This window comes from Gordonia sp. C13, assembly GCF_023218005.1.
Taxonomy (GTDB): Bacteria; Actinomycetota; Actinomycetes; order Mycobacteriales; family Mycobacteriaceae; genus Gordonia; species Gordonia namibiensis.
In genome coordinates this window covers 16257-38010 of the sequence record NZ_JALPSY010000021.1, presented here as the reverse complement: position 1 = coordinate 38010, position 21754 = coordinate 16257, and the positions used below count along the sequence as shown (strand labels likewise).

At 67.0% G+C, this 21754-nt stretch carries 18 protein-coding genes; 15 read left to right on the top strand and 3 right to left on the bottom strand.

The window, feature by feature from the left end; translation table 11 throughout:
• Positions 1-129 precede the first annotated feature (129 nt).
• The 9 genes from M1L58_RS16105 to M1L58_RS16065 all read left to right on the top strand — a co-directional run bounded on the left by M1L58_RS16105 (position 130) and on the right by M1L58_RS16065 (position 12908).
• Complete coding sequence (locus M1L58_RS16105) at positions 130-711, top strand: phosphatase PAP2 family protein (RefSeq protein ID WP_040536947.1); 582 nt, start codon at positions 130-132, stop codon at positions 709-711.
• 481 nt (positions 712-1192) lie between these two features.
• The gene (locus tag M1L58_RS16100; protein ID WP_308221822.1) at positions 1193-3259 is read left to right on the top strand and encodes an outer membrane protein assembly factor BamB family protein; all 2067 of its coding nucleotides are present in this window, start codon (positions 1193-1195) and stop codon (positions 3257-3259) included.
• Between the two features lie 35 nt (positions 3260-3294).
• Complete coding sequence (locus M1L58_RS16095; protein WP_248659657.1) at positions 3295-4545, top strand: acyl-CoA dehydrogenase family protein; 1251 nt, start codon at positions 3295-3297, stop codon at positions 4543-4545.
• A gap of 47 nt (positions 4546-4592) precedes the next feature.
• Positions 4593-5666 carry a phosphotransferase family protein gene (locus M1L58_RS16090; RefSeq protein ID WP_248659656.1) on the top strand — a complete coding sequence of 358 codons (1074 nt, stop codon included), beginning with the start codon at positions 4593-4595 and terminating at the stop codon, positions 5664-5666.
• Between the two features lie 326 nt (positions 5667-5992).
• The gene (locus M1L58_RS16085) at positions 5993-8212 is read left to right on the top strand and encodes an amidase family protein (RefSeq protein WP_244216550.1); all 2220 of its coding nucleotides are present in this window, start codon (positions 5993-5995) and stop codon (positions 8210-8212) included.
• A gap of 4 nt (positions 8213-8216) precedes the next feature.
• Positions 8217-9050 carry a 5-oxoprolinase subunit PxpA gene (locus M1L58_RS16080; protein WP_006360662.1) on the top strand — a complete coding sequence of 278 codons (834 nt, stop codon included), beginning with the start codon at positions 8217-8219 and terminating at the stop codon, positions 9048-9050.
• Positions 9047-10435: a cytosine permease gene (locus tag M1L58_RS16075; protein ID WP_164905336.1), complete on the top strand. Its 1389-nt coding sequence runs from the start codon at positions 9047-9049 to the stop codon at positions 10433-10435. Before M1L58_RS16080 ends, M1L58_RS16075 begins: the two co-directional genes overlap by 4 nt.
• The gene (locus tag M1L58_RS16070) at positions 10432-11910 is read left to right on the top strand and encodes an amidase (RefSeq protein WP_248659655.1); all 1479 of its coding nucleotides are present in this window, start codon (positions 10432-10434) and stop codon (positions 11908-11910) included. Before M1L58_RS16075 ends, M1L58_RS16070 begins: the two co-directional genes overlap by 4 nt.
• On the top strand, positions 11907-12908 hold the full coding sequence (locus M1L58_RS16065; protein WP_006360666.1) for a formamidase: 1002 nt from the start codon (positions 11907-11909) through the stop codon (positions 12906-12908). The genes M1L58_RS16070 and M1L58_RS16065 overlap by 4 nt, the downstream gene beginning before the upstream one ends.
• A 59-nt stretch (positions 12909-12967) precedes the next feature.
• Here M1L58_RS16065 and M1L58_RS16060 read toward each other — a convergent pair whose 3' ends face one another.
• Positions 12968-13936 carry an oxygenase MpaB family protein gene (locus M1L58_RS16060; RefSeq protein ID WP_248659654.1) on the bottom strand — a complete coding sequence of 323 codons (969 nt, stop codon included), beginning with the start codon at positions 13934-13936 and terminating at the stop codon, positions 12968-12970.
• A 53-nt stretch (positions 13937-13989) separates the two neighbouring features.
• Between M1L58_RS16060 and M1L58_RS16055 the strand changes: the two genes are divergently transcribed.
• Positions 13990-14589, top strand: coding sequence for a TetR/AcrR family transcriptional regulator (locus M1L58_RS16055; RefSeq protein ID WP_248659653.1), 600 nt, complete (start codon positions 13990-13992; stop codon positions 14587-14589).
• 18 nt (positions 14590-14607) lie between these two features.
• Here the strand turns inward: M1L58_RS16055 and M1L58_RS16050 are convergent, their stop codons facing one another.
• Positions 14608-14856: a DUF2530 domain-containing protein gene (locus tag M1L58_RS16050; protein WP_006868352.1), complete on the bottom strand. Its 249-nt coding sequence runs from the start codon at positions 14854-14856 to the stop codon at positions 14608-14610.
• Positions 14857-14880: 24 nt separating this feature from the next.
• On the opposite strand from M1L58_RS16050, the gene M1L58_RS16045 reads away from it, so the two are divergent.
• Entirely contained in the window at positions 14881-16479 is a 1599-nt protein-coding gene (locus M1L58_RS16045; RefSeq protein WP_006868353.1) for an NCS2 family permease, read from the top strand.
• 97 nt (positions 16480-16576) lie between these two features.
• A complete protein-coding gene (locus M1L58_RS16040) occupies positions 16577-17044 on the top strand; it encodes a MarR family winged helix-turn-helix transcriptional regulator (protein WP_006868354.1) in 468 nt (155 codons plus the stop codon).
• A gap of 33 nt (positions 17045-17077) precedes the next feature.
• Here M1L58_RS16040 and M1L58_RS16035 read toward each other — a convergent pair whose 3' ends face one another.
• A complete protein-coding gene (locus tag M1L58_RS16035; RefSeq protein WP_154884676.1) occupies positions 17078-18328 on the bottom strand; it encodes a GNAT family N-acetyltransferase in 1251 nt (416 codons plus the stop codon).
• A 142-nt stretch (positions 18329-18470) separates the two neighbouring features.
• Between M1L58_RS16035 and M1L58_RS16030 the strand changes: the two genes are divergently transcribed.
• The 3 genes from M1L58_RS16030 (at position 18471) to M1L58_RS16020 (ending at position 21590) form a co-directional block, all read left to right on the top strand.
• Positions 18471-19325 (top strand): TrmH family RNA methyltransferase, encoded by an 855-nt coding sequence (locus M1L58_RS16030; protein ID WP_248659652.1) that lies wholly within the window; start codon positions 18471-18473, stop codon positions 19323-19325.
• Positions 19322-19621: a DUF2537 domain-containing protein gene (locus M1L58_RS16025; protein WP_006868357.1), complete on the top strand. Its 300-nt coding sequence runs from the start codon at positions 19322-19324 to the stop codon at positions 19619-19621. Before M1L58_RS16030 ends, M1L58_RS16025 begins: the two co-directional genes overlap by 4 nt.
• A gap of 382 nt (positions 19622-20003) precedes the next feature.
• Positions 20004-21590 carry an HNH endonuclease signature motif containing protein gene (locus M1L58_RS16020; protein WP_248659651.1) on the top strand — a complete coding sequence of 529 codons (1587 nt, stop codon included), beginning with the start codon at positions 20004-20006 and terminating at the stop codon, positions 21588-21590.
• Positions 21591-21754 lie beyond the last annotated feature (164 nt).

The following is a 21754-nucleotide window of genomic DNA, read 5'->3' as shown; positions in this document are numbered from 1 at the left end:
GATTGCTGCAGGTCACCGCGGGTCCGGTGTCGGTCGGACAAATGGCTGTGGAGGCCCCGATAGGGTGGCTGACAAGTGGGACCGGTGGCGGCGGACGGCGCGACCGCGGTGGAGAAAGGCCGGCAACGGATGTTCATTTCGCCGACGACGCTCGACGAGAACGTGTGGGATTGGGTCGTCCAGAATCGGTCCGAGCCGTGGATCACGGTCGCCCAGGTGGTCACCACCTTCGGCAACACCCTGGTGGTCACCGCCCTGACCGTCCTGGCCGTGGTTGGCCTGGCCTACGCCGGCCGCCGCGTCGACGCCGTGTACGTCGCCCTCGGCACGATCCTGGGATACGTGCTGATGCAGAGCCTCAAGTTCGGGTTCGCGCGTAACCGCCCGCCCATCGAGGACCGGCTGCTGAACATCGACTCGTTCTCGTACCCGTCGGGACACGCGATGATGACGATGGTCGTCTTCGGTCTGTTCGCGGTCGTCGCCTACCGCTGCTTCGCGTGGGTGCGCGACCACCGATGGATTCTGCTGCTCGCACCCCTGATGTCGATCCTGGTGGGGCTCACCCGCATTCAGCTCGCGGTGCACTGGACGACGGATGTGGTGTCCGGCTGGATCTTCGGTGTGCTGTGGGTCGCGCTCTGCACGTGGGTATTGGTGCGCTACGAAACGCGGAGGCGTGCAGACATTCCGGCAGCAGACATGGGTTGATCGGCAGGATTCGTCTGCGCGAAGGATAGTCTCGCGATCGTGAACTGGGCTTGACTGGGTTGATGTCGTATCCGGGGCCGCCAGTCGATGGTGGTTCCGGCGCGCCCGGTCCCGACGAGTCGCCGACGACGATCCAACCCGCGCGTCCGACTGTGGTGCCCCGGTCATTCTCCGGATCCGTCCCGTCGCCAGCGCAGCACCCGTACCCGGGCCTGTATCCCAACGCGCCGACGGGCCCGCCGGGAATGGGCCCTCCCCGCATGGCGCCACCGGGGTACCCGATGGCCGGTCCGCCGCCGCGGCGGAACACCAAGGCGTATCTGGTCATCGGGGTCGCGCTGGTCTGTGTGGTCGCGCTGGTCGTCGGCGGCGTCGTCTGGTGGAGGCTGTCGGCGTCCGACGACCCTGCTCTCCTCGACGGTCAGCTCGCCGCGTCGTACCCATTGCGCCCGGCGCGGACTGGTCGATCACTGCGGAGTCGATGGGCGGGCAGAAGTTCAACTCGGTCGTCCCGTCCGAGGGGCGCTACGGCACGGTCGGCGCGCTCACCGACGGCGAGACGCTCGTGACGATCGTCGGCGATCCGTACACCAGTGTCGGCAGTTCGCACTGGGCCGTGGGCGTCGACGCACGCACCGGCGAACGCTGGCGCTTCGGCGAGCCCGTGTCCACCTGTGCGGACACGATCGTCGACCACTCGATCGTCTGCCGCGACGCCGACACACTGCATTTCATCGACGTCCGGTCCGGCGCCGCACTCGCGACCGTACCGGCGCCACCCAATACCGGCAGTGTCGCCTACAACGGGGACGCGGCTTTCGTCGTCGAGTACGTGCCGGCAGCAGATTCGGTTGTGTTCCACAAGATCACCCGGGACGGTCCGCAGTGGTCACGGCCGATCGACAACCTCCCTGCGACGGCACCGGGCAGCGGTGACGCGTCGGCATTCACCGCAACCGAGACCGCTGTCGTGACCTCCGGGCTGCGGGTCGTCGGCGTCTCGGCCGACAACGGCGACCGCCTCGTCGCGAAGGCAGGTAGCAGCGAGATCGGCCGGTTCGACGACGGGACCCTCGTCCTCGAGACCGGCGACTCCGACGGCACGGCGGTGACGAACCGCAGGCTCGTGGTGCTGCGGCCCGACGGTACGACAACCGACTTCGCCGGGGAGAACGCGATCGTCCCGGAGCTCGCGACGTCCGGCCAACGGAATCGCATGCTCGTCGACGGCCGGTCCACCGACGTCCGGAACGGGACCTCGTCGTGGACTGCGGCAATACCGGAGGTCGATGTCTTCGGGTCGCGGGTGGTCCTCGCCGACGACCGCGAGGTGATCGTCTTCGACCGGTCCGACAGCGAGTACCTCGCCCTCGACACCGAGACCGGGGGGCTGTTGTGGCGTGCGCCCGCCGGCCGGAACAGCGCCGTCAGCGGCCATGCCGTCACCGACGGGGAACGGCTGATCACCCCGACGCCCGACGGCGGGATCGCCGCACTGGACCTGTACAGCGGATCGCCGGCCTGGTCGCTGCCGCCGAACGTGATCGGCAATTCCCGCACCGGCGACGAACCCGGCCCGGCACTCACCTTCGCCCTCGGCGACCGCTTGGTGACCCTTACCTCGACCACCATCACCGGGTTCGCCCCGACCGGGCCGCGGGCGATCGTGCCCGGCACCACCCGGGCCGGTAGCAGCGGATCCGGCGGTGGGGGAACGCAGTACGTGACCCCGTGCGGTTCGCCGCCGGTCTTCACGCCGCAGTCGTTCCGGACCGCCGCAGGCGGTCTCGTCGTCACGATGAAGGTCACCGCGAAATGCCCCGACGGGGACGTCCTGTTCGGTCCGCAGACCCGCATCACCATCTCCGACGGCGGTGGTCTCGTCGCGTCGGGCGGCTTCGATTTCCAGCGATCCCCGCTCGCCGTCCCGGCACCCGACGGCGGAGCTGCACTCAACCTGGAACTGACCTATCCGCCGGGTAGTTTCTTCCGACTGCCCGACACCTTGAACGGCGCGAATGCGGCTGGCGGGCAGTACCTCGTCGAGTGTGACCGGGGTTCGACGCCGGAGCGCGCCCCGGCGGTGTCCGCACCGGCGTCGGGCAGGTCGTCGGCGTCATCGGAGGCCACGGACACGGTCTTCCCGGCCGGCGCGGATGTCACCGCCGCCAGCGTCAGCGCGTTACGCCTGCAGGCCGACGCCGATCGCGCATTCATCCTGGCGAACCTGAACAACCGGTGGGTCGCGCAGCTCAGTTCCAAGCACGCAGGTCTCGTCGCCGACGGTCGTACCTGGACCGACCAGGCCATCCTCGACGAGTTCCTGGCACTTCGGCTGCGGTTCAACGATGTTCGCCTGCTGTGGAGCGACGAGTGGCCGGTGTTCTCCTATCAGGGCTGGTGGGTGACGGTTGCGGCGGCGACATTCCCGGGTCCGGTCGAGGCGAACAACTGGTGCCGAACGCAGGGATTCGACCCCGACCACTGCTTCGCCAAACTGGTGAGCACCACGGCCGGCCCCGAGGGGTCGACGCTGTACTGGAACTAGCCCCCGATTAGAGGCCTCCACGATACGGTCGGGGAATGGATTTCTCTCCGTCACCGCGATCCGCAGAGCTCACCGAGCGCGTGCGGGCGTTCGTCGCCAACGAGATCGAACCCGTCGAACCCGAGATCCACCGGGACATCAAGGAGCGACGCGACGGGGACGGCAACCCCTGGACGCCGTCGCCGATCATCGCCGAACTGCAGGCGAAAGCCCGGTCCGAGGGCTTGTGGAACCTCTTCCTGCCGGCCGCGCATGCCGGCGGCTACGCCGCGGACTTCGGCACCGACGGGGGAGAGGGCCTGTCCAACGTCGACTACGCCCCGATCGCCGAGGCGATGGGATCGTCGGCCCTGTCGCCGGTCATCTTCAACTGCAACGCCCCCGACACCGGCAACATGGAGGTCCTGCTGCGCTACGGCTCCGAGGAGCAGCGCGAGCGCTGGCTGGAGCCGTTGCTGCGCGCCGACATCCGCAGCGCCTTCTGCATGACCGAACCGGGCGTCGCGTCGTCGGACGCCACCAACATGGCGGCGACCGCCGTCCTCGACGGCGACGACGTCGTCATCAACGGCACCAAGTGGTTCTCCACCGGCGTCGGGCATCCCGACTGCAAGGTCCTGATCTTCATGGGTGTCACCGACGCCGAGGCGGACCGCAAGTCGCGGCACACCATGGTGCTCATCCCGATCGACACCCCCGGCGTCAAGGTCGACCGGATGCTCACCACCATGGGGTATTTCGACGAACCGTTCGGCCACGGCGAGGTGTCGTTCACCGACGTGCGGGTCCCGGCGTCGAACATCCTCCTCGGTCCCGGCCGCGCCTTCGAGATCGCCCAGGGCCGACTCGGCCCGGGGCGCGTCCATCACTGCATGCGCGCCATCGGCCTGGCCGAGCGTGCGCTGGAACTCGGTGTGAAGCGCGCACTCACGCGGGAGGCGTTCGGCAAACAACTGGCCCGGCTCGGTGGCAACAGCGAACGCATCGCCGACGCCCGCATCGCGATCAACCGCTCACGGCTGCTGGTCCACCACGCCGCGTGGCTGCTCGACCAGGGCATGTCGCGGGAGGCGTTGTCGGCGGTCAGCGAGATCAAGGTCGAGGTGCCCAACATGGCCCTCTCGGTCATCGACATGGCGATCCAGCTGCACGGCGGCGCCGGCATGACCGACGACTTCCCGCTCGCGCAAGCGTGGGTCGGGGCTCGCTCGCTCCGCCTGGCCGACGGCCCGGATGAGGTGCACCGCAACGTCGTTGCGCGTCTGGAACTCGGCAAGTACCGCTGACCGCGGTCCGTCCACACATCCACGAACGAGAAGGGTGAACTCCTCCAATGGCTGACCAGGTGACCGAGGCACGCGAGGTCCGGGAAGAGGACGCGTTCGACGTCGAGGCGGTGGCATCGTGGCTGCGGACCGCGGCGCCCGACGTCGAGGGACTCGACGCGGTGCCCGAGGTCCGGCAATTCGCCGGTGGCGCTTCCAATCTCACCTTCCTGCTGCGGTATCCGACCCGGGATCTGATCCTGCGTCGGGCACCGCGCGGCACCAAGGCCCGCGGGGCGCACGACATGCGCCGCGAGTACCGCATCCAGTCCGAGCTCGCCGGGGTGATCCGCTACATCGCACCGATGATCGCCTTCTGCGACGACGACTCGGTCCTCGGTGCCGACTTCTACGTGATGGGCCGCATCGACGGCGTCATCCCGCGAAAGGAGTGGCCGGCCGACGTCCCGCTCGACGCCGACCAGGCACGGCAGCTCTGCTTGAACTTCATCGACACCCTGGTAGAGGTGCATTCGGTCGACCCGTCGAAGACCGGGCTCGGCGACCTCGGCAAGGGACTCGGTTACGTCCGCAGGCAGGTCGACGGCTGGACCACCCGATTCCGCAATGCGCACACCGACGACGTCCCCGACTTCGAGGAGGCGATGGCCTGGCTGGCCGAGAACCAGCCCGACGACGTCGCGAACTGCATCATCCACAACGATTTCAAGCTCGACAACGTGGTGCTGGACAAGGATGACCCGACCAAGGTCATCGGCATCCTCGACTGGGAGATGGCCACTCTCGGCGACCCCTTGATGGACCTCGCCGGCTCGATGGCGTACTGGATCCAGGCCGACGACACCGACGAACTGCAACTCATGCGCCGCGTCCCGACGAACATGCCCGGGATGATCACCCGCGCCGAGTTCGTCGAACGGTACTGCGAGAAAATGGGTTTCGAGATGTCACCCGAGAAGTGGCGCTGGTACGAGGCCTTCGGGCTCTTCCGGGCCGTGGTCATCGCCCAGCAGATCTACTACCGCTTCTACCACGGGCAGACCACCAACAAGGACTTCGAGCGGTTGGGCTTCGCGGTGGGGATCATCGGAAAGCGGTTGAACGAGATCGTCGGCGGTTGAGACGGAGCGCCGTGATCGCGTCCCACGACGGATCGTGCGCCTCGTAACCAATGCTGCGCCCGGCATGAACCCAGTGCCCCGGACCGGTGCTGCCTGCACGACCACCTAGCCCGTCGGGACCGGGAGCGAGTCCCTGGTGCCTTGAGTGGCCGCCTCCCATCGGAGATCCGCTGTCCGGTCACCGACCCAGCGGCGGTGCTCTCTCAGCGGGTGAAGCAGTCGCGATTGCAAAGCGCAATGCTGGACGCGCGTGAGGCCGAAGCGGCGTCACATTTCCGAAACACGACAACAACAGTTTCGTCATCCCGGCCCGCCACGATCTCCGTGTGATCACAAAGAGTGAAGCCCGGCAGGTGATATCACAGGGCACGGGTATTGCTGCGGCACCCACCCTCGCGGAGGGCGTGTATCAGCAGATCCGGCGCAACATCCTCGAGGGCCGAATCGCACCCGGAACGCGTGTCTCCATTCGGTCCCTCGCGGAGTCCGTCGGGGTGTCGACCATGCCGACCCGAGAAGCGCTGAAGCGCCTCGGTTTCGAGGGGCTCGTCGAGTTCGACCGACGGGCGGTCACCATCACGATGTTGTCCCCGGACGAGATCCGGGAACTGTTCACCATCAGATCGCGACTGGAGTGCCTGGCGACCGAATGGGCACTGCCCGCATTCGACGCCGAGGCGGCGGTCGCGCTGCGATCGGTGCTTGATCGCATGGCGGAGCCCGGTATCGGGCCCATCGTCTGGCGCGAGCTCAACCGCGAGTTCCACCAAACGTTCTACGCGTGCGGAACCAGTCGATATCTGCTCGAACTCATCCACAACATCTGGGACCGCATCCAGCCGTACATGGCGGTTTACGCCTCGGCTGTGCACGACTTCACCGAGGCCGACCGTCAGCATGCGCACATGTTGCAACTCATGCTCGCGGGCGACCTCGACGCACTGCTCGATGCCACCAGAGAACACCTGCACGACACCGCGGAAGCGATCATCCGCGCGCTGGACACGGGTGCCGACCACGAGGACCAGGAGAAGAACGTGAACTATGAAGAGCTCTCTGTCAGTTCATTCCACGGACTGATCGAATCCGGCGAGACCACGAGTGCGGAGGTCACCGCGTGGTACCTCCAGCGCATCGCTGAGCTCGACGACGCGGACAATCCCTCAGGGCCACAGCTCAACTCGGTGGTGACCGTCAATCCGGAAGCCATCGCGGAGGCCCGTCGGATCGATGAGAGGTATGCACGAACCGGTACCCTCGTCGGCCCGCTGCACGGCGTGCCGGTCCTGGTCAAGGATCAGGGCGAGACCAAAGGCATTCCCACGTCTTTCGGTTCCACGGCATTCGCGGATTACATTCCCGAGGTCGACGCCACCGTGGTCGATCGCCTGCGGAAGGCCGGCGCGGTGATCCTCGGCAAGACCGCGATGTGCGACTTCGCCGCGGGCTGGTTCTCGTTCTCCTCCCGCACCCAGCACACGAAGAATCCCTATGCGCTGGACCGGGAGACGGGCGGATCAAGCGCGGGCACTGCCGCCGCAGTGACCGCCAACCTTTGTTTGGTCGGCATCGGGGAGGACACGGGAGGATCGATCCGCCTACCCTCCTCGTTCACGAATCTCTTCGGCCTGCGTGTCACCACCGGACTCGTCCCACGAACCGGCTTCTCGCCGTTGCTGCATTTCCAGGACACACCAGGGCCCATGGCGCGCAACGTCGCCGACCTGGCGGCCATTCTGGACGTGATCGTCGGGTATGACCCGGCCGATGCCTACACCGCGATCGCGACCACCAGTTCGGACGTGGGTGACTACGTCGAGGCCGTCAGCGGCGTCGACGTCGACGCACTTCAGCACTTCCGAGTCGGTGTTCTTTCCGACGCCTTCGGTTCCGGCGACGATCAGGAGCGGACAAACGGAGTGGTGCGTGCGGCCCTGGACACGCTGCGCCGCCGGGGCGCGGGCGTGGTCGACGGCTTGGTCCTCGGTGACCTGCCGGCATGGGTGGCAGAGACATCGCTCTACACGATCCAGTCGAAGAGCGATCTCGAGAACTTCCTCGCCGCGAGGGATCACGGCGGGCCGTCGACAATCCGGGAGATCGTCGATGCGGGGGATTTTCACGAGCTCACCGACCTACTCGCCGACATCGCCGACGGCCCGGACGACCCCGAAGACGATCCGAACTACTTCAAGGGCCGGGCGCGCCAAGAGGAATGGCGGCGCACACTGATCGCCATGATGGCGGAGGCCGACGTCGACTTCCTCGTCTACCCGACGGTCCAGGTGCCGGCACCGACCCGAGAGGAGCTCGCGGCCAAGAGGTGGACCGCGCTCGACTTCCCGACAAACACTGTCATCGCCTCGCAGACCTCACTGCCCGCCATGAGTATTCCCGTGGGGTTCACCGACAACGGTCTGCCGGTCGGCCTCGAGGTCCTGGGGCGGCCGCTCTCCGAGCGTGCCCTCCTACGCTTCGCACGTGCCTGGGAGCTGGCCGAGTCACCCAGGCGCGCAGCTGCTCTGACGTCGGTCGCGGAGGCATGACGACGTGACCACCGTCGATCTCAACTGCGACCTCGGCGAGAGTTTCGGTGTCTACTCCTACGGGTCCGACTCCGAGATGATGCCGATGATCACCTCGGCCAACATCGCTTGCGGCGCGCACGGGGGTGACCCGGCAGTCATGCGAGGCAGTGTCGACCTCGCTCTCACCCACGGTGTGGCGATGGGAGCGCACGTCGGTCTGCCCGATCGGCTGGGTTTCGGTCGTCGAGAGATTCCGACCACCCCTCAGGAGGTCTACGACCTCTGTCTGTACCAGGTGGGTGCGCTCGACGCCTTCATCCGAGTGCGGGGCGCCACGATGCAGCACGTGAAACTGCATGGCGCGCTGTACATGATGGCAAATCGCGATCGTGACCTCGCCCACGCTGTGTGTGCGGCGGTCACCGACCTCGACCCGACGCTGAAGGTCTACGCCCTTCCTCGTTCGCATCTACACGCCGCGGCCATCGAAAGCGACTTGTCAACGGTCGTCGAGGTCTTCGCGGACCGCCCCTACCTGGACGACGAAGTACAGATGTATGACCGAACCGCCGAGCTCATCGGCGGACCGCAGGAGGTCATCGCCCGCACCCTGGCGCAACTGTCCGCACTCGACGGAGCCGACAGCCGAACGGTGTGCGTGCACAGCGACACCCCGAACGCCCCGTTACTCCTCTCCGAACTACGCAACGCCCTCATCGACGCGGGCTTCTCGTTTCGATCACCACAACCGAGCAACCGCCCACCCGCACCCGTGGCCGACCGGTCAGCGCAGACCCCGAGAACTCTCGAACCGGCCGTGGCGGCGTCAACGATCAACTCAGAAAGAGCCTCATGACAATTCCTGCTTCCACAAATACCGGGCGCCCGTCCGAGGGACCGTCCACCAGTACAGACCACGCCATCCATCTCGAATCCGAGTTCGAGGACGTGCCGGTCCCGGCTTCCCACCGTCGCTCCACGCTGTCGGTCTCCGCCGTCTGGTTCGGGTTCCCGATGGTGCTCACCGGTGCGATCTTCGGCGGCACCATCGCCTACGGCCTGGGATTCTGGAAGGGGTTGCTGGCGATCCTGCTCGGTAACGCAGTCCTGTTGGGTTACGTCGGCGCGCTCTCATACCTTGCGGGCCGAACCGGCAAGAATTTCGCCCTCAGCGCCGCAGAGACTTTCGGCCGCCACGGCTCGAAGATCGTGACGGCTTTCCTCGCGACCGTCGTGATCGGCTGGTTCGCCTTCCAGACCGGGCTCACCGGCGCAACCCTGAATGTCTCGCTGGGCTGGAACGAGACGTTGATCGTCCTTCTGGCCGGGTTGCTCTACATCGGTGTCACGTTCGTCGGCATCCGTGCCCTGACCCTGATCGGGATGATCGCGGCACCGCTGTTCATCGCGCTCGGCGTCGTGGCGATCGTCCTGGTGACGCGCGACCACGGGTTCGGGGCCATCACCTCCTACGAGGGCGGCGCGCCGGACGCGACCGTGCTCTCGCTGGGGGCCGCGGTCACCATCGTGGTCGCCACCTTCATCGACTCCGGCACGATGACCGCAGACTTCACCCGCTGGTCTCGTAGCGGGAAGGCCGCAGTGATCGCGACTTTCAGTGCCTTCCCCGTCGCCAACTTCATCGCGATGACGACCGGCGCACTGATCGTGGCCGCCGGCGGTGCACTCAATCCCGCGACCGACGGCGGTGACTTCCTGCCGATCCTCGTCGACCACGGCGCGGTCCTCACCGTGCTCGCAGTGATCTTCGTCTTCGTCAACCTCGGGTCGGTGTGTGCCCACTGCCTGTACAACGGCGCGGTCGGTTGGAGCCAGCTCACCGGTTCCACGATGCGCGTGCTCACGCTCATCCTCGGCGCGATAGGACTCGTCATCGCCCTGGCCGGTGTCTGGAGCCACTTCTCGACGTGGCTGAATCTCCTGGGCATCTTCGTGCCGTCGATCGGTGCTGTGCTGATCGTCGACCAGTTGGTCACCCGCCGAGCGGCCGCACGGGAAGTGACCGGACTTCGCGCGCAACCGTTCGTCGCCTGGATCATCGGCGCCGCATGCGCCTATGCCGTACACCATTGGGCTCCGCAGCTCAGCGAGGCCGTCGTCGGAATGATCTGTGCAGCAGGGGTGTACATGATTCTCGAATTCATGCCGACGAACGGCATCGGCCGCTCGGGCGCCACGTCCCCGAGTGAGGGCACGACCGAGATCGAGGTTGCCCGATGACGCTTGCCACCGACCTCACCCGGATGTCGGCCACCGACCTGGCCGCCGCCATCCGCTCGCGATCGGTCACTGCAGTCGAGGTAACCGAAGCCGCGCTCGGTCGCGTGAACGCGCTCGATGACCACCTCCACGCCTTTGTCGAACGCACGGACGCGGCCGCTCTCGACCGGGCTGCAGCCGTCGACGAGGCCTTCGACCGTGGCGAGGACCCGGGGCCGCTTGCCGGCGTGCCGATCGCGGTGAAGGACCTCATCGCGACAGCGGGGGTCGTGACCCGCAGCGGGTCGATCGCCTACCAGGACTGGGTGCCCGACGAGGACGACATCGTCGTCGAACGCGTGAAGGCCGCCGGGGCGATCATCCTGGGCAAGACTACTGTTCCCGAATTCGGTTACAGCGGAGTCGGACACAATCCGGTTTCGCCGGCCGCGCGCAATCCGTGGAACCCGGATCTGACACCCGGCGGTTCGTCGGCGGGATCGGCGGTGGCAGTCGCGACCGGAATGGCGCCGCTCTCGCTCGGCAGCGACGGTGGCGGCTCCATCCGTATCCCGGCCTCATTGTGCGGTCTCGTCGGGTTCAAAGCCTCCATGGGGCGCGTCCCGTTGTACCCCGGCTGCCGCGACGAACGATTCCCCGGGGTATCGAGCTGGGAGACACTCGAACACATCGGTCCGATCACGCGGACGACCGCCGACGCGGCGCTGCTGATGTCGGTCATCGCAGGTCCGGACGCGCGTGATCGCCACTCCCTGCCCGCAGGTGATGTCGACTGGCTCGACTGCGTGTCCGAGGAATCGGTCGCCACCGCTGTCGAAGGTAAGACCATCGGCTACACCGCCGACTTCGGTCTGTTCCCCGTGGATCCCCGCGTCCGTGACGTCGTGGGGCGCGCCGTCGGTGTCTTCGCGGACCTGGGGGCGCGAGTCATAGAACTCGACCCGGCCCTCGACGACCCGACACCGCACTTCTGGCCTCTGGTCATGGCCGATTCCGACCTCGCCGGGATGCGGCAGATGGTCGCCGACCACGGCGGTCAGATGTCGCCTCACCTCGTCGAACTCCTCACCCGTCCGTGGTCGGCCGAGGAGCTGACCACCGCGCAGATGGGGCGCAAACGACTCGTCAACCAGATGTGGAAGCTCATGCGGGGCATCGACTTGCTGGTGACTCCGACCCTCTCGGTGCCTGCCTTCCCGATCGGCATGCAGGGGCCCGAAGTCATCGACGGTCAGATGGTCAGCGCGGGAAGTTGGATGGCCTTCCTCGGCATGTTCAACATGACCGGACAGCCGGCGGTGTCCGTGCCGGCCGGAGTCACGGACGACGGCTTGCCGATCGGCATGCAGATCGTCGGACCGCACCTCGACGACGGAACGACCCTGCGTGCTGCTGCTGCCTTCGAGGCAGCGCGCCCTTGGGCGCACCGGTGGCCCGACCCGGCCCCCGCGGCGGCGAATGAGGTCACATCATGAGCGGACTCGACGGGCTGAATCCGTCACCGGGTGCACTCGTCCTCGGGCTCGTGCAAGCGCGTGTCCCGACGATCCGTGAGCCGGGCGATCTGAAGGAGACCGCCGAACGCCTGGCCGGTATGGTCCGCAATGCAAAGAAGGGCATGCCCTCGATCGATCTCGTCGTGATGCCGGAGTACAGCATCAACGGTCTCGATCCTGACACATGGCTCGACGACACCCTGTTGTGCGACCGGGACGGTCCGGAGATGTCGCTGCTGGCGGACGCCTGTCGTGAAGCCGGGGTCTGGGGTTGCTTCTCGATCATGGAGCGCAACCCTGCAGGGGCACCGTGGAATTCCGGGATCATCATCGACGACCAGGGTTGCGAGCGTCTCTACTACCGCAAGATGCATCCCTGGGTGCCTGCCGAACCGTGGGCTCCGGGCGACCTCGGCATCCCGGTCTGCGACGGTCCGTCCGGCTCGCGGCTCGCGCTGATCATCTGCCATGACGGGATGTTCCCGGAGATGGCGCGAGAGGCCGCGTACAAGGGCGCCAACGTGATCCTGCGGACGGCCGGATACACGTATCCGATCCAGCAATCATGGCGAATCACCAACCAGACCAACGCCTTTCATAACCTCGCGTACACCGCTTCGGTTGCGCTCGCGGGCCCTGACCAGAACAACATCTGGTCACAAGGAGAGGCGATGGTCTGCGATGTGGACGGGACGGTCCTCGTCTCCGGCGACGGAACTCCGGACCGGGTCGTCACCGCAGAGGTGGTGCCTTCCCGGGCGGACGACGCTCGTCGAACCTGGGGGGTGGAGAACAACATCTACCAACTGGGCCATCGCGGCTACACCGCCGTCGCCGGCGGCGCATCGGACTGCCCGTACACCTTCATGCGCGACCTGGTCGCGGGTGAGTATCGGGTGCCGTGGGAAAGCGAGGTCGCCCACGTGGACGGGAAGGCGGCGGGATGGGGCGCACCGGACACGGTGCGAGCCAGGTAACAGTCGCTACATGGGTCGGTGAAGCGAAGTGTGATGCGACTCCAGCGGGCCGCCGGGCCTCACACCGGGCACTCCGGTGCGAACGACTCCAACTGGATCGAGTGGTACGTCTGTGCCAGCCGTTCGCGGCGGTACCCGTGATACGCCATGGGCGTGAGCACGATTCGGCGGGGGAGCCGGCGCCACGCGGTCTGCAGCAGACGCTGGTAGATCCGGAACTCCCACTGCTCACGTCGCCCGAGGCGAACCGACGTCAGCTCCCGGACGCCGGGATGCATGACGCTGAACGAGCAGACCTTGACGACGTGGCCGGCCAGCGGGCGGATGATCAGCCAGGGCGGCATGAGGGCGATGCGCACAAGTGGCGGCAGGCCGATCGTCGGGAGGGGAAGACGGGTCAGTTGCTCGGTGACGGCGTCGAGGAACGGATTGGGCTGCAGACGTTCGTCGACCACGCTGTCGTACCAGCGGCGCGCATCGGCCGGCGTGGGCGGGAGCTGGGCCGATTTCCCCGGCAGCGAGAGGATGCCCAGCCGTTCGAGGGCGACCGCGTACGCGAGTTCCTTCTCCTCCGGCGAGAGCTCGATGCCGGTACACGCGGTGAACGTGTTGAGGTAGCCCATGATCGCGCTCATCGCGATCCAGTTCCACAGCGTGGGATCGAGTGCGCTGTACCGGGTTTCGGCGAAGTCGTCGCGTCCGGTGCCGCGGACCTCACGGTGCAGGAACTTCAACCGATCGGCGAACGTGTGGCGGGTCCGCTCGTCGCCCCAGAGCACGAGCTGCTCGGCGCTGAAGCTGCGGAGTCCACGGTCGACGAAGTTCTCGGCGAAGCGGCCGGTGCGGTCGACGGCCGCCGCCACCGGGACCAGCGCCACCTGGTCGAAGAACGAGGCGCCGAAGAAGCCGAACAGGACGCTGCCCAGATGCCACCGGAACTGCTCGACGGCGGGAGGCAGGTCGGCGAGGTCGACGGTGGGCGTCGGAGTGTCGGCGATGGACGCGTCCGGGTTCTCGGTGACGGTCATGAAACTCGGATGTTAGTAGTTCGGCCGAACGCTAACATTGCAATGATGGCGGTGTGAAGACGCCGAGTGCGTCCCGGGCCGAGCGGACGGGGCAGAAGATCCTCGACGCGGCGATGTCGTCGTTGCTCGCGAAGGGGCTCAAGCGGACCTCGATCGAGGCGATCGCCGCGCTGGCCGGCGTGTCCCACATGACCGTCTACCGCCGCTGGCCGCACAAGGAGGATCTGTTCTCCGACCTGCTCTCGCGTGAGGCCGACCAGCTGTTCGCGCACGTCGACCGGGAGCTCGCGGGAACAGGCGATCCGCAGGAGCGGCTCATCGAGGGGTTCGCGGCGATCTTCTGGTCGTTCTACGACCACCCGCTACTGGCCCGCGAGTACGCCGCCGACCCGGCGACGACGCTGCGGGTGCTGACGGTGTCGTCGGCGCCGGTCTTCGATCGTGCCATCGACTATCTGGCCGCCCGGGTGGCTGGTCTGATGACCGACGCCCCGATGGGTGACGACGAGGCGCGGCGGGTCGCCGAGGTCATGGTTCGCATCACACATTCGCTGCTGCTGACCACGCTCGAGACACGTCCGTTCACGACCCGCGACGAGGTGGCCGCGTGGGGACGCGAACACGTCGGGTGGATTCTCTTCTCGGCGGAGTGACGTGTTCGCCGGCCCGTTCTAGTCCAGGCCCTCCTGCGCGCCGCGGGCCCCGCGGCGGACTCCCGCCCGCTGGACCAGCACGATCGTGGTGCCGAGCAGCCCGACGCCCAGCCCCACCAGACAGATCGTCAGGGCGTTGCCGCCGCCGAGATCGGTGATCGCGACGACCACCGTCGCGACCAGCCAGGCGACCATCCCGACCACGATCACCGGCTCGGGCGCACGCAGCGCGCGGGGCAGTTCGGGGACGTCGACTGTATCCGGCATGAGACAAAGAGTAGCTTTCGACAGGTGCCAAAAGATGTCCCGAGTGAGTCCCGCGATCTGACACCCGCCGACGACCCCGCTGACAACTCGTCCTCGAAGACGACCGACGCGGCCGACACGGGTGCTGCCGAAGCGCCACCCGAGGACACCGGACCCTCGACCACTCGGGGAGCGAGGACGGCGACGCCGAACGGCGCGATCGACCGCTTCTTCAAGATCTCCGAGCGCGGCTCGACGGTCAACCGCGAGCTCCGCGGCGGTCTCGTCAGCTTCTTCACGATGGCTTACATCGTGGTGCTGAACCCGATCATCATCGGCGGCATCCCCGGCGGCGACAAGAACGCCGACGTCTTGGGCAACGTGCTCCCGCTGGCACAGGTCGCGGCGGTGACCGCCCTCGTGGCGGGCGTCATGTCGATCCTGTTCGGCCTGGTCGCCAACTATCCGTTCGCCATCGCCGCGGGTCTCGGCATCAACAGCCTCCTCGCGGCGACGATCGCCCCTGAGGTCACCTGGCCGGAGGCGATGGGTCTCGTCGTCGTCGACGGCATCATCATCGTGCTGCTCGCCGTGACCGGTTTCCGCACGGCGGTGTTCAACGCGGTGCCGGCGGAACTCAAGGCGGCGATAGCCGCGGGCATCGGCGCCTTCATCGCCTTCGTGGGCTTCGTCGACGCCGGGTTCGTCAAGCGCATCCCCGACGCCGCGGGCACCACCGTGCCGGTGCAGCTCGGCGTCGACAATTCGATCGCGACCGTCCCGACCCTCATCTTCGCGCTCGGCGTTCTGATCATGGGCGTGCTCGTCGTCCGCAGGGTGCCCGGCGGCCTGCTGATCGGCATCGTCATTACCGCCGTCCTGTCGATCGTGCTGGAGCAGATCTTCGACTACGGCTCGAGCATGGACAATCCGTCGGGCTGGGGCCTGTCCGTCCCCGACATCCCCAAGGCGCTCGGCGGACTGCCCGACCTGAGCCTCGTCGGCGACGTCGACCTCTTCGGTGCGTTCACCCGCATCGGTGTCCTCGCCGCGTCGGTGTTCGTCTTCGCGCTCGTCCTCTCCAACTTCTTCGATGCCATGGGCACGATGACCGGCCTCGGCAAGGAAGCCGGCCTGACGGACGAGAAGGGCAACCTGCCGGGCATCGGCCGCGCGCTGGTCGTCGAGGGCAGCGGTGCGATCGCCGGTGGCGTCGCCTCCTCGTCGTCGAACACGGTCTTCGTCGAATCGGCCTCCGGTATCGCCGAGGGCGCGCGCACCGGTCTCGCCAATGTCGTCACCGGTGTCCTGTTCCTTGCCGCGATGTTCCTGACCCCGCTGTACGAGGTGATCCCGCTCGAGGCGGTCGCGCCCGCACTGGTCGTGGTCGGTGCGATGATGATCGGCCAGCTGCGCGACGTCGACTTCTCCCGCATGGACTACGCACTGCCTGCCTTCCTCACGCTCGTGACGATGCCGTTCACCTACTCGATCGCCAACGGCATCGGCGTGGGCTTCATCAGCTGGGTCGTCATGGCGACCGCGAGCGGCAAGGCACGCACCGTCCACCCCCTCCTGTGGCTGGTGGCCGCCGTCTTCGCCGCCTACTTCGCGCGGGGACCGATCTCCGACCTGATCGGCTAACGCGTGTAGTCAAAAATTGCGACCGGTTTGTCATCCAGCCGGGTCAATTTGCATTGCTTAAGGTTCGGCGGCGATTTACATGCCTTACGCTGGGGCAATGCATTCGCCGTATGGTGACGACGGAAGTCTCTCCGGGGACTTGTCCCTCGCCGTGGTACGACTCGCGCGCCGTCTGAGAGGGCGTCGCGAGAACAAGTTGGTCTCGCTGACGCAGCTTTCGGCGCTGTACACGCTGCATCACGAAGGCCCGATGACACCCGGCGCCCTCGCCGCGGCCGAGCGGGTTCGCCCGCCGTCCATGACACGGGTGATCGCGTCGCTGTCCGACCTCGGGATGATCAAACGTGAACCGCACCCGACCGACGGCCGACAGGCGATCGTGACGCTGTCGCCGTCCGGCGTCGAGGTCATCAAGGAAGAGCTGGCGGCACGTGAGGCTTGGCTGAGCGACCGTCTGCGCGAACTCACGCCCGGCGAACGGGACGCCCTCCGGGAGGGCGTGAGGATCTTCAACAAGATCCTCACCAAGCCCGACACCGAGATACCTCGACCCCGGGCGGTCTGATCGCTTCCTGAGGAGTCCGGAGCCTGCGAAGGGCTAGAAGAAGGTGCCGGAGAACGGTGCTCGATCGGTGGTGAAGGCCTGGTCCAGAGCTCGAAGCGTTGTCGGGGAGTCAACGCGGAGCCGGCCGGCCGCCGCAAATGCCGACGGTCGGGTACCGCCGAGGTAGATGCTCGACAGCACCGAGGTGTCCATCGACACCGTCGGTGTCGCGGTCTCGGGCGCCGGGGCGACGATGGCGTCGCCACCGCGCGCTGACACCGTGAACACCCCTCCGCGACCGCGGAACTCGTCGGTGACCTCGATGACGACGTCGAGGTCGGCGGCGTACTTCCGCGATCCCAGTGCCGCCGGGATGTCGAGGATGCGCAGCCACATCTCGTCACGCAGGCCGGTGATCGACACTGCCCGGGCGTTGATGAGCTTGTGCCGCAACGGATCGTCGACCGGGATGGTCGCGGTGAGCGACGGGATCAGGTCGAGGCTGGTCAGCACCCGCCACAGGTCGGTGTGGGCGTCGTCGGTGACGGCGAAGACCTCGTTGACCTCGCCGCGGACGCCACCGTTCTCGTTCTTGTAGATGCGGTAGCTGGCGTAACCGTCGTCGTGCAGCAGGTAGTGCAGTCCGCTCGCGGGCAGCGGGCGTTCCGACGGGCGGTCGGCGAGGATGGGCGCCCACCAGGCGGGGGTGCGGGTGAGCGCACCGGGGGTGGTGAGGGTCCAGCGCGCATGGAGATCGGGGACGGCTGCGGCGATCTCGGCGGGGTCCGCGAACCGCACGGTCGCGTCCTTCGGCTGGTCGCCGCGGAGCGGGGCCTGGCCGGGCGTGATCGACACGGTGTTAGAGAAGCAGGCCGGACCGAATCCGAAGCGCTCGTAGATGGTTCCCTCGCTCGCGGTGAGGATCGCGAACGTGTAGTTTTCGGCCTCCCACTGCTCGAAGAGTTCGGTCAGCATAGTGCGCAGGATTCCGCGACGACGATGCGTCGAGGCCACCGAGACCCATGACAGGCCGGCGGCGTCGGCGACACCCGCGCCGGGCAGCGACATCGACATCCGGTAGAACATCGACACCCCGACAAGGGGCTTCGACGGCAGGCCGGTGTCGCGCACCAGGACGATGTCGTCGTCGGCGACCTTGCCGCGAAGGTCGGCGCGCTCGTCGTCGGGCAGCGGATTGCGCATCGCGAATGCGCGGGCATCCGTGGTGATGATGTCGTCCCAGTCGGCGTCGGTGGCGCGCTGGAGGGACAGACGTGACTGAGGTGTCGAGCCGCTGTTGGTCACGTCCTCAACGTTTTCACATCGCCGCGTCTCGGGCACTCATTGGGTCTTGTACTCCGGTGTCAACCTGCCGGCCGAGTAGGTCCGAGGCGTCAGCCGAGGACCGTATCGAGGTCACGGCGGTGCCGGGTGGCACACTGTTGCGGTGCCCGGGCTCGCAGTGGAAGTGATCGACATCGACGACTCGCAGGATCCCAGGGTCGAGGACTTCCGAGACCTCAACTCGGTGGACCGCCGACCCGACCTCCCGGTTCTGCCCGGCGGTCGGCCGGGACGCGGCCTGGTGATCGCGGAGGGTGTGCTCGTCGCGCAGCGCATGATCGCGTCGCGATTCTCGGCCCACGCCTTCCTCGGCGTCGACAAGCGCCTCGAGGAACTCGACGACGATCTGCGCGACCCGTCGCTGTCGGGTGTCCCGTTCTTCCGCGCCTCGGCCGAGGTGATGGCCGAGATCGTCGGGTTCCACCTCAACCGCGGTGTCCTCGCCGTCGCGCGACGGCCCGAGGTGCTGTCGGTGCCCGACATCCTAGAGACCGCGCGCACCGTCGCGATCCTCGAAGGCGTCAACGACCACGAGAACATCGGCTCGATCTTCCGCAATGCCGCCGGCCTCGGCGTCGACGCCGTCCTGTTCGGTCAGGGCTGCGCTGACCCGCTGTACCGGCGTTGCGTACGGGTTTCGATGGGTCACGCCCTGCTGGTGCCCTTCGCGAAGTTCGACGAGTGGCCGCGCGGTCTGGACGAACTGCGTTCACGCGACTTCCGTCTCGTCTCGATGACCCCCGATCCCGACGCCGTGACGCTCGCCGAGGCGGTCGACGCGGAAAAGGTCGGGTTCCTCGTGGGCGCCGAGGGGCCGGGTCTCACCGCGTCGGCGATGGCGGCGACGGATGTGAAGGCCCGTATCCCGATGAGTCGCGGAACCGATTCGCTCAACGTCGCGACTGCCGCGGCCGTAGCGTTTTACGAACGCGTCCGGTCGGGCACGATGGGGGAGTGAACACCCCCGAACCGTTCGATCGGACCGCGGAGCCCACGCCCTGGGCACTCGGGATCATCGTGTCTTCGGTGTGTGCGCTCTTCGGCGCCTTCGTGCTCGTCGGGATCTACGAACTCATCGGCGGCATCCTCAAGTTCCTCGGCATCGCGGCAGTGCTCATCGTCGCCGGCGGCCTCGGCTGGACTCTCTGGGAGTTCCGGTATCGCTACGTCTGGCGCTGGATCGTGTGGGGCCTTCTCATCGGCTTTCTCGCCGGGGTCACCTCATCGATCGCGCTGTTGATCATGGGCCGCTGACCGTTCTGCTCCCTGGCTAGTTAGCGGGCGGTGGTTCTGCTCCCTGAGTAGGGAGCGTGCCGGGCGGTGGTTCTGCTCCCTGAGTAGCGAGCGTGCCGGGCGGTGGTTCTGCTCCCTGAGTAGGGAGCGTGCCGAGCGGTCGTTCTGCTCCCTGAGTAGCGAGCGTGCCGGGCGGTGGTTCTGCTCTCTGGGTAGCGAGCGTGCCGGGCGGTGGTTCTGCTCCCTGAGTAGCGAGCTTGCGAGCGTATCGAAGAGACAACCGCCAACGTCCAATACCAGATGCCACCGACAACCCCGGCGATGGCGATGATTTCGGCAATCATTGCGCAGCAACAAGTTTCGGAGTACAGTCGAACATACATTCGCACAACGGCATCGGGGGGTGACCGTCTTGACCGAGATCTCGCAGTCCGATGCCCCGGTTTCGCGCGCTTGTGAACTCGTGCAGGAACTGCACCGGATCACCGCCGAACTGCAGACCGCCGATCTGACGCAGTGCTCCGATTCCGAACTCGTCGACGTCGCTGCCGAAACCGAACGTGCCATCGCGCGACTGAGTTTCGCCGGTGACCGCCAGATCGTCGAAGCCACCGAACGAGACCTCCCCCACAAGACCGGCCACCGCAGCGTCATCCAGTTCATGACTCACCGTTTGCGCGTCGCCGAACCGATCCGACGCCGCAACCAAATGTCGGCCACCGCAAGCTTTCCCAGCCACACCGGCGAGCAACTGCCACCTCAACATCCCGCCCTGGCCGAGGCATTCGCCGGTGGCCGCGTCGGACCCGCGCACGTGCGAGCGGTCGTCGAGGTGCTCGAGCAGATTCCGCACGCCGTCGACCACGACGTGAAAGTCGCCGCCGAACGACAAATGGCCGAGATCGCCGTCGACCACACCCCCGCCGACATCACCGCCCTCGGCGCACGCCTACTCGCCCACCTCGATCCCGACGGCACACTCGCCGACGACACCGACCGCAAACGCCGCCGCAACCTGTCGGTCCACCGCCAACGCGCCGACGGCACCGCCAAAATGACCGCCAACCTGACTCCAGAGCTTCTCGCCCGGGTCACCATGCTGCTTGCTGTGTGGGCCACACCCGGCATGAACAACCCCGACGACCCCCACTCCCCGCGCGGCTCGATCGAAGACGCCGACCCCGAAGCCGTCGCTGCTGCGGCCGAACGCGATGACCGCACCCCCGCCCAGCTGAATCACGACGCGTTCAACGCACTGCTCAAGGCTGTTTTCGAGGACGGTCTCCTGGGTAAGAGTCACCGCGGGTTACCGACCCAACTGATCATCAAAGCCGACCTCAACGACCTGGTCCGCGAAGCCGGGTTCGCCACCACCGCCACCGGCACCCTGATCCCCATCCCCGAGCTCATCAACATGGCTGACAATGCCCAACCCTGGTTGGCGGTATTCAAAGACGCCACCGCCGTCCCGCTGTACTTCGGACGCGGCAAACGCCTGGCCACCCGCGAACAACGCCTCGTCTCTTTCGCCCGACCCGACGGCGAAAGCTGCTCCACCCCAGGCTGCGACCTCGCCGCCGCACACGTCGAGATGCATCACGCCCAACTCGGTTGGGCCGACGGTGGCCTCACCGACATCACCGACCTCGCACCGGCGTGCCCGAAACACAACCGCATGGTCAGCAACCAACCCGGCGGCTACACCACCCGCATGGTGCGTGAAGGCCCCGACGAAGGACGCTGCGCCTGGCGACTCAACGCCGAACCCGGCGCACCCCCGAATCCTGAACGCATCAACCGGCGACCCGACCTACCCCGCCGGTTCGCCGAACACCTCCAACAGGTGCGCGACGAAATCCACGGACCCGAACCGGAGTCCGGCGATGAAACACGCCTTCAGCTACGCGAGGTCATCGACCTACGCAACGCCTCCGACGCCGAAGCCGCCCTCGCCTCACTACTGCTTGCCGCCGCATATCCGCATGGGTGAGAAGTCGCGAGGGATGGTCGCCGGCCCTTCGAGGCTCGCTGCGCTCGCACCTCAGGGAGCTGGGTAACGCACGCAATCACTCTCACGTCAGGGAGCGGATAGGTGACGCACGCAATCACTCTCACGTCGGGGAGCGGATAGGTGACGCACGCAATCACTCTCAC